General features: G+C 66.0%; 8 protein-coding genes. 5 read left to right on the top strand and 3 right to left on the bottom strand.

Annotated features, from left to right (window positions below):
• Positions 1–290 precede the first annotated feature (290 nt).
• From lysM to G3446_RS19575, 5 genes are all read left to right on the top strand, one after another.
• The gene (gene lysM, locus G3446_RS19595; RefSeq protein WP_164454580.1) at positions 291–728 is read left to right on the top strand and encodes a peptidoglycan-binding protein LysM; all 438 of its coding nucleotides are present in this window, start codon (positions 291–293) and stop codon (positions 726–728) included.
• Positions 729–814: 86 nt separating this feature from the next.
• Entirely contained in the window at positions 815–1,987 is a 1,173-nt protein-coding gene (locus G3446_RS19590; RefSeq protein WP_164454578.1) for a cell surface protein, read from the top strand.
• Entirely contained in the window at positions 1,984–2,904 is a 921-nt protein-coding gene (locus G3446_RS19585) for a DUF6384 family protein (protein ID WP_164454576.1), read from the top strand. Before G3446_RS19590 ends, G3446_RS19585 begins: the two co-directional genes overlap by 4 nt.
• 10 nt (positions 2,905–2,914) lie before the next feature.
• Entirely contained in the window at positions 2,915–4,405 is a 1,491-nt protein-coding gene (locus tag G3446_RS19580) for a coiled-coil domain-containing protein (RefSeq protein WP_164454575.1), read from the top strand.
• A 371-nt stretch (positions 4,406–4,776) separates the two neighbouring features.
• A complete protein-coding gene (locus tag G3446_RS19575) occupies positions 4,777–5,286 on the top strand; it encodes a YbhB/YbcL family Raf kinase inhibitor-like protein (RefSeq protein WP_209262519.1) in 510 nt (169 codons plus the stop codon).
• 90 nt (positions 5,287–5,376) lie between these two features.
• Here G3446_RS19575 and G3446_RS19570 read toward each other — a convergent pair whose 3' ends face one another.
• From G3446_RS19570 to arsB, 3 genes are all read right to left on the bottom strand, one after another.
• On the bottom strand, positions 5,377–5,613 hold the full coding sequence (locus G3446_RS19570) for a thioredoxin family protein (protein ID WP_164454573.1): 237 nt from the start codon (positions 5,611–5,613) through the stop codon (positions 5,377–5,379).
• Between the two features lie 155 nt (positions 5,614–5,768).
• The gene (locus G3446_RS19565; RefSeq protein ID WP_164454571.1) at positions 5,769–6,722 is read right to left on the bottom strand and encodes a permease; all 954 of its coding nucleotides are present in this window, start codon (positions 6,720–6,722) and stop codon (positions 5,769–5,771) included.
• Positions 6,715–7,803: an ACR3 family arsenite efflux transporter gene (gene arsB, locus G3446_RS19560; protein WP_164454569.1), complete on the bottom strand. Its 1,089-nt coding sequence runs from the start codon at positions 7,801–7,803 to the stop codon at positions 6,715–6,717. The genes G3446_RS19565 and arsB overlap by 8 nt, the downstream gene beginning before the upstream one ends.
• Positions 7,804–7,813: the final 10 nt, after the last annotated feature.

Genomic DNA, 7,813 nt, shown 5'->3' with positions numbered 1-7,813 from the left:
CACCCTGCTGACGCAGGCCGTCCTCGCGCTTTCCGATGCCGTCGAGGCGGTACGGCCAGACCGACAATTTCCACGCCGCAATCCCGGCAAGCTCAAGCCCGGATTCCACCCGGCGTACTGCCGGACGGCTTAAGTCCATGGCATTGGGCCCCCTCCCATCTCGGCTGTGCCCCTTGCTGTCTTGCCGCAAGAACCGACACTTTAGAGTCAGGCTCATCGCCTATACTCCCCGCTCGGTGCAGCAGCGCGCTCTCGCGCATCGAAAACTCAAGAAACACTGGGGGTACAGCATGGGACTCTTCGATTTCGCCAAGGCCGTCGGACACAAGCTCTTCACCAAAGACGCGGATGCCGAGGAGAAGATCCGCGAGCACATCGAGCAGGCCAATCCTGGCATCCAGGATCTCAAGGTGAGCTATCAGGACGGTGCCGTCTCCTTGTCGGGGAAGACGGACGACGCCGCAGCCATGGAAAAGGCCGTCCTCATGGCCGGCAACGTGATGGGCGTCGAGAAAGTGACCGCTGATGGGCTCGAAGCACCCGAGGCGGTCGAGAAAGTGGATTACTACGTGATTCAGAAGGGCGATACCCTCTCGGCCGTCGCCAAGCACTTCTACGGCAAGGCGTCCGCGTACCCGCGCATCTTCGACGCCAACCGCGAGGTCATCAAAGACCCCGACCTCATCTTTCCGGGCCAGAAGATCCGGATCCCGCTGGACGACGCCTGACCCACGGGAGGGGCGAGCTCCAGCTCGCCCTGCAAGCCGGCAGCTCGGAATGCCGCCGACCAACTCCTAACCACCGAGGCCACACCATGACCGCCACCCCGATGCAGTACCTCGACAAGGCCATGACGCAGCTGCACGACCTGGGGCTGGTGCCCGAGGAGCGTGACGGGCGCGACCCCATCATCGCGCTGCTCGACCAGATCTCGGAGCTGGACGAGGGCCGCATCGCCGCCATCGCACGCACGCTCAGCCAGTCCTCGCTGTTCAACGACGTGGTGCGTGAGCAGGTCCAGGCAATGGAGATCGGCCAGCGCTATGAGGCCATCACCAAGGCCTTCAACAGCATCCGCGACGACGCCAAATCCATGGTGGACCAAGTCGAGGACGGCAAGATCGACACCTTCGAGCGCCTCGGCAACGTCTGGATGAAGGCCACCCGTGGGGATATCGCCACCCGCTTCGACACGATCAAGGAGACCTACCTGGACGTCACCGCCTCGACCAGCGATCAGATCCAGCGCGAGCGCAAGATCCTGGAGGCCTATCAGGACTTCCGCGGCGCGCTGAAGGAGTCCGAGGTGCTGGGCCTCGAGGTGCTCAAGACCGCCGAGGCCAGGCTCGAGGCCGCCAAGGCCGAGGTGAAGACGGCCATGGACGGGGTGGAGGCCTTCCAGGGCGAGGAGCCCGCCGAGCGCGCCAAGCTGGAGCTGGCCCGCGACGAGAAGGTCCGCGCCCTGCAGAACGAAGAGAAGCGTTATCAGATCGCCAAGGATCTCGCAGACAACCTGACGATCGCTTACAACACCTCCGAGGTGGTCATGGCCCGCCTCCTGCAGACCACCAACGCCAAGGAGCGCGTCTATGCCCAGGCGGTCAGCTTCTTCAGCACGAACGAGGTCGTACTCACCGCGCTGACCGCCTCCTTCACCGGGATGTTCGGGCTGCACGAGGGCACCCAGACCGTCGAGGCGATGAAGGAAGGGGTCAGCCAGTCGCTCGAGGTCCTGGCCGACATCGGCGGCAAGGTGCAAGAGGCGGCTGTCAGGGCCGGCTATGGCCCCACGGTGCGGGCCGATGCCGTCAAGAAGCTGGTCGATTCCGTGGTCGACTGGCAGACCCGCTCGCACGAGATCATCGAGGAAATGCGTGAACAGAGCACAGCCAACGCCGCCGAGATCCGCAACGCCGTCGAAGACGGCAAGCGCAAGCTCGCGCGGCTCGCCGAGCAAGGCAAGGGACTGGCGACGGCGAGCCGATGAGCGCGCAGACCGGTCCTGCCGAGGCCGCCGCCGGCGGCAAGGCGCCGCTGGACGACCTCATGCTCGCCATGGACGTCGTCGACACCCTGCGCAGGCGCGAGCGCCTGGTCAAGCGGGAGCTCGACGTCGCCGGCCGCGAGGAGGACCTCAAGGCGCGCCTGCGCAAGATCTACCACGCCCAGGGCATCGAGGTGCCGGATCACGTCCTTGAGGAAGGCGTCGCGGCCCTCAGGGAAGACCGCTTCGTCTACAAGCCGCCCGCCAGCAGTCTCAGTGTCAAGCTCGCGCGGATCTACGTCAGCCGCGGGCGCTGGGGGAAATGGCTCCTCGGCGGCCTGACCGCCTTGATCGCCGCCTGGAGCATCAACTACTTCGTCTTCGTCGCGCCGGACGCGGCCCTGCCGGAACGGCTGACCCAGGCCTATGGCGAGACGATCGTCATCGCCAAGTCGGACGCCGCACGCAACCGCGCGGAGCAACTGCTCGCAAGCGGACAGAGCGCCGCCCAGACCGGAGACACCCAGGCCGTCCGCCAGGCACTGGCCGCGCTCGAATCCATGCAGACCACCCTGCGCCAGGAATACAGCCTGCGCATCCTCAACCGCCCGGGCGAGCGCACCGGCGTCTGGCGCATCCCGGACATCAACACCCAGGCGCGCAACTACTACGTCATCGTCGAAGCCGTCGATCCGAGCGGGCGCGTGCTCAGCGTCCCGATCACCAATGAGGAAACGGGCAAGACCGAGTCCGTGACCGCCTGGGGCCTACGCGTCGACAAGCAGATCTTCGACCGGATCGCCCGCGACAAGCAGGACGACGGCATCATCGAGCGCGACCGCTTCGGCGACAAGCCGCGCGGCGCCCTCACGCCCAGCTACGAGATGCGCACCACCGGCGGTGCCATCACCCAGTGGTAAGGGAGCGGACATGATCTCGGGACGACAGACCCTGGCCTCCATCGATCAAGCCGTGAGCGCGGAGCGCGCCAGGCTGAGCGAGCTGGAGCAGCGCATCCAGGCCGCCAACACGACCCGGCTGCAGCTCCGGCACGCCGACGCCGAGGACTATCGCGCGCTGGCCCGAGCCCGAGTCGACCTGCTCGCTGGCGAAGACCTGGTGCGGCACATCGACCAGGCGGAGCAGCAGGTCATGGCGCTCTTGAAGGCAAGGGACGAGGCCCTGCGGACGCTCGATGCGCGCATCGCCGCCGCCGATGCCGAGCGCGAGCGCTTGGAGGCCGAGCGCCAGGACCAGGCCGACCGCCTCGACCGCGCGGCCGAGGCCGTCGACGCCGCCGAGGCCGGCACCCAGGCCAGACTCGACGCCGACCCGGACTACCGGCGCCAGCGCGAGCAGGCCAAGGAGGCGGAGCGGACCGCCATGCACGCCGAGGAAAAGGCGGCGGAGAGCGCGCAGGAGAAGGACGAGAAAGGCGCGTCCTATCGACAGGACCCACTCTTCATCTATCTTTGGGACCGCCGCTACGGCACCCCAGCCTACAAGGCCAATCCCCTCGCCCGCTGGCTCGACGGCAAGGTTGCGCGACTCATTGGCTTCGCCGACGCCCGCGCCAACTACGCCCGTCTGAGCGAGATCCCCGAGCGCCTGCGCGAGCACGCCGACGCGCTCCAGGCAGTCGCCGACGCCGCCTTCGAGGCGCTCGAGGCCCTAGACACGGCGGCACGCGAGGCCGATGGCATTCCCGAGCTGCAGGCGGCGCTCGAGCAGGCAGAGCAAGCGCTGAGCGCCATCGACGCAGGCATCGAAGCCGCCGAAGCTAAGCTGCAAGGCCTCGCTGCGGAAAAGGCGCGCTTCGCCGCAGGAGAGGACCCCGAGACCAAGAAGGCCGTCGAATACCTCGCCGCCGAGCTGCAGCGCGACGACCTCATGACCCTGCGCCGCGAGGCCCTGAGCACCCCCTTCCCAGACGACGACCTCATCGTCAACCGCCTCCTCGACCGCGACGACGAGCGCCGCCGGCTCGATGCCTCCGTGCACGGGCTGGACGAAAGCCTCACTCAGCAGCGCAAACGTCTGAACGCGCTCGAATCTGTCCGCGTGGACATCAAGCGCAGCGGCTACGACCGTCCAGGCTCGACCTTCCAGGATGGATCGCTCGTCGCCCTCATGCTCGGCAACTTCCTCAACGGCATGCTCGACCGCAACGGGCTCTGGCGCGTGCTCCAGGAGCAGCAGCGCTACCGCCCGCCCCGCAGCGACCCAGGCTTCGGCTCCGGCGGCTTCGGCCGCGGCACCGTCTGGGGCGGCGGCCTTGGCGACCTCGGCAATCTGGGAGACATCCTTGGGGGCAGTCTGGGGCGCAGCCCCATCCGCAAGCGCGGTAGCCAAAGACGGTCCGGCGGTGGATTCCGCAGGGGTGGCGGCGGCGGTGGCTTTCGCACTGGCGGCGGGTTTTGAGCCTCGGAGCACAGCCGCGTCGCGGATGGCGCACCTCGCCTCCTTGAGCAGTCAGCAGCGATCCGCCAAATCTCCCCGGTGCGCCCTCCGGTCTGGACCCATGGCACTCCATGACACAATCGCTCCGACAGGGCGGTCTTCACCAACTGGGATTCGCGCGAGACTTTCCTCATGCAGAATCGACATCGCAATAGCGTCGGACCCAGACCAAGCGCCAGTGTCTCGCAGGCCGGCACTGGAAGTGCCCAACCGCTTCAGCCACCCAAGAGTCCGTTCAGAAAGCCAAATGCCGTCGGCTGCGTTTTTGCGCCGTCGAGCCCCAGAATCGCCGACCTGTCCCCGGCCGCCTATGTAGTGCTCCCAGAAGCGCTTTGAATATCCAGGAAGTTCTGCGCTGGCTTCAGGACGCCGATGAGGACCTGACCTTGGTCGGTGGCCAAGCGGTCGCTTTGCGGGAGCACCTCCTCGGCCTTCCTGTGCTGACAGAAACGGTCGACATCGACCTCCTTGGAGACGCCTCCCAAGCGGAGGATCTTGCTGCCGCTCTGGGATATCGCTGTGTCATTCCGGATCCGGCGGACCCAACACCGAATACGGCCCTCATTCTCGAAGCATCCGGCGGGGTCGCCGCCGGTTTTCTGGGCGTCGTGGCCGGTTTGAACGAAACGGATATCCTGCGTCGCCGCATCTGTGGCAAGCCAGGATTCGGCGCCGCCTGTCCTCCGCGAGGCGACAAGCCCCACAGTGACGTCTTCACGGTCCGCGCACTGGACACCGAGAAGCTGGACCTCGACCAAAGCGCGTCGCCGGCATTGGTTGGCTTCTTCCTCAACCAGCACGCCCTGGCAAAAGCCTCTCTGATCGCCTACTACCGTCGCTAGGGACGCCGCAACCCTGTGAGCGAGGGAGCACGGGTCGTCGCAATCGACTCAGGTGCGCGACCTCGTTCGCATCTCAGGCCACGCGTCCAATCATCCTCGCACCCAAGCCCTGACTTGATCGGGGCCTGGAATGCCCCCCGAATGGACCACCTTGCCATCCAGCACCACACCAGGTGTCGACATCACGCCGAAGCCCAGGATCTCGGCCATGTCCGTGACCTTTTCCAGCTGGATCTCGACGCCCGCCTCCTTGGGGGCCTGAGCGATCACATTGGCGGTCACCTCGCAGTTGCGGCAACCGCTGCCCAATACTTTGAATGTCTTCATCTCGATTCCTCGTAGAGAGCTGCCAGCCTCCAGCGGCCAGCTTGAAGCTCGATTTCGTTTTCCCGCACCTCACCCTGACGCGACGGAATAGGCGCGAGCACGCGTCAGAAATAGTCGCATTTCCGGCTGGCGGCTGGCGGCTGGCGGCTGAAAGCTCAAACAATCAGATTGAAGCCCCACCCCACCAGCGTAAAGGCCACGGCCAGCACGCCAGCGAACAAGGCCAAAGCCGGCCAGCGGATGACCTTGCGCAGGATGAGCATCTCCGGCAGCGAGAGCGCGGCAACGCTCATCATGAGAGCCAGAGTCGTTCCGACGGCGACCCCTTTGGTCAACATCGCCTCCGCAACCGGGATGATGCCGGTCGCGTTCGAGTAGAGCGGAATCCCCAGTAGGACGGCCGCCGGCACGGTGGTCCAGTCGTCGCCGCCCAGGTGCTCGGTCACCCAGGCGGCCGGAACGAAACCGTGGAAGAGCGCGCCGACGCCGATGCCGATCAGCACCCAGCGCCAGATGCGGCCGACAATCTCCTTCACCTCACCGATCGCGTAGCGATGGCGGCCGAGGAGACTGGTGTCCGGCTCAGGCATCGCCGCATCGCCCATGCGGATCTTCCAGACGTAGTCCTCGACCCAGCGCTCGGGGCGAAAGCGCTGCATGGCGATGCCGCCGAGCCAGGCCACCAGCAGACCAGCCACCACGTAGAGCAGGGCGAGCTTCCAGCCCAGGATGCCGACCAGGATGACGGCGGCGACCTCATTGATCATCGGACTGGCAATCAGAAAGGAGAAGGTCACCCCAAGGGGAATGCCCGCCTCGACGAAGCCGATGAAGAGCGGCACGGAGGAGCAGGAGCAGAAGGGCGTCAGGGCACCGAGGCTGACGGCCATCCCGCGCGCCTGCCAGTCGGGCCGATCGCGCACGAAGGCGCGCACCCGCTCGGGCGAGAGCATGGCCCGCAGCAGGCCCATGACATAGATGACGGCGACCAAGAGCACAAAGATCTTGGCCACGTCCATCACGAAGAACTGCACCGCCGCACCGAGGTGCGACTCTGGGCTCAGTCGCAGGATCTGGAAGGCGACCAGATCGCCGAGGCGCTCAAACATGCGCGGGTACCGCGCGCCCTTGCTCGTACCAGCCCTTGGTGCGGTTCACCACCCGCACCACCAGCAGCATCACCGGCACCTCGATCAGCACCCCGACCACGGTCGCGAGCGCCGCGCCCGATTGGAAACCGAACAGCGAGATGGCCGCCGCCACCGCCAGCTCGAAGAAATTGGAGGCGCCGATCAGGGCAGAGGGACAGGCGACATTGTGCTTCTCGCCCACGGCACGATTCAGCCAATAGGCCAGGGCCGAGTTGAAGAAGACCTGGATGAGGATGGGCACCGCCAGCAGCAGGATGATCAGCGGCTGCTTGAGGATGGCCTCGCCCTGGAAGGCGAAGAGCAGAATCAGGGTCGCCAACAGCGCCAGAATGGAGGCATGGCCCAGGGTGTCGAGGGTGGCATCGAAGCGCTCCTGGCCCTGCTTCAGCAATCGCTTCCGCCAGACCTGGGCGATGATCACCGGGATGACGATGTAGAGCACCACGGAGGTCAGCAGCGTATCCCAGGGCACTACGATGGCCGACAGCCCGAGCAGCAGCCCGACGATGGGCGCGAAGGCGAAGACCATGATGGTGTCGTTGAGCGCGACCTGACTCAGGGTGAAATAGGGATCACCGCCCGTCAGCCGGCTCCAGACGAAGACCATGGCCGTGCAGGGCGCGGCGGCGAGCAGGATGAGGCCGGCCACATAGGAGTCGAGCTGCTCGGCCGGCAGCCATGGGGCGAAGAGCCCGCGGATGAAGAGCCAGGCTAGCAGGGCCATGGAGAAGGGCTTGACCGCCCAGTTGACGAAGAGGGTGACGCCGATGCCCTTCCAGTGCGACTTGACCTGGTGCAGCGCACCAAAGTCGATCTTCATCAGCATGGGAATGATCATCACCCAGATGAGCAGCCCCACCGGGACGTTGACCTGAGCGAGCTCGAGCCGCCCGAGGAACTGGAAGGGCGCAGGCATCCACTGGCCGAGCCCGATGCCGACCAGGATACAGAGCGCGACCCAGAGGGTCAGCCAGCGCTCGAAGACGCTCATGGGGGCGCCGCTCACCGCCTTCGCGGTGGTTTCACATTGGACACTCATAGTTGATTCC

The sequence above is a fragment of the Thiorhodococcus minor genome (assembly GCF_010820565.1).
GTDB lineage: Bacteria > Pseudomonadota > Gammaproteobacteria > Chromatiales > Chromatiaceae > Thiorhodococcus > Thiorhodococcus minor.
This window is presented reverse-complemented; position numbering and strand designations above follow the sequence as displayed.

Excerpts from the sequence above, each read along its gene's own strand:
- lysM (WP_164454580.1), top strand. The coding sequence starts at position 291 with ATGGGACTCTTCGATTTCGCCAAGGCCGTCGGACACAAGCTCTTCACC.
- G3446_RS19590 (WP_164454578.1), top strand. The coding sequence starts at position 815 with ATGACCGCCACCCCGATGCAGTACCTCGACAAGGCCATGACGCAGCTG.
- G3446_RS19585 (WP_164454576.1), top strand. The coding sequence starts at position 1,984 with ATGAGCGCGCAGACCGGTCCTGCCGAGGCCGCCGCCGGCGGCAAGGCG.
- G3446_RS19580 (WP_164454575.1), top strand. The coding sequence starts at position 2,915 with ATGATCTCGGGACGACAGACCCTGGCCTCCATCGATCAAGCCGTGAGC.
- G3446_RS19570 (WP_164454573.1), bottom strand. The coding sequence starts at position 5,613 with ATGAAGACATTCAAAGTATTGGGCAGCGGTTGCCGCAACTGCGAGGTG.
- G3446_RS19565 (WP_164454571.1), bottom strand. The coding sequence starts at position 6,722 with ATGTTTGAGCGCCTCGGCGATCTGGTCGCCTTCCAGATCCTGCGACTG.
- arsB (WP_164454569.1), bottom strand. The coding sequence starts at position 7,803 with ATGAGTGTCCAATGTGAAACCACCGCGAAGGCGGTGAGCGGCGCCCCC.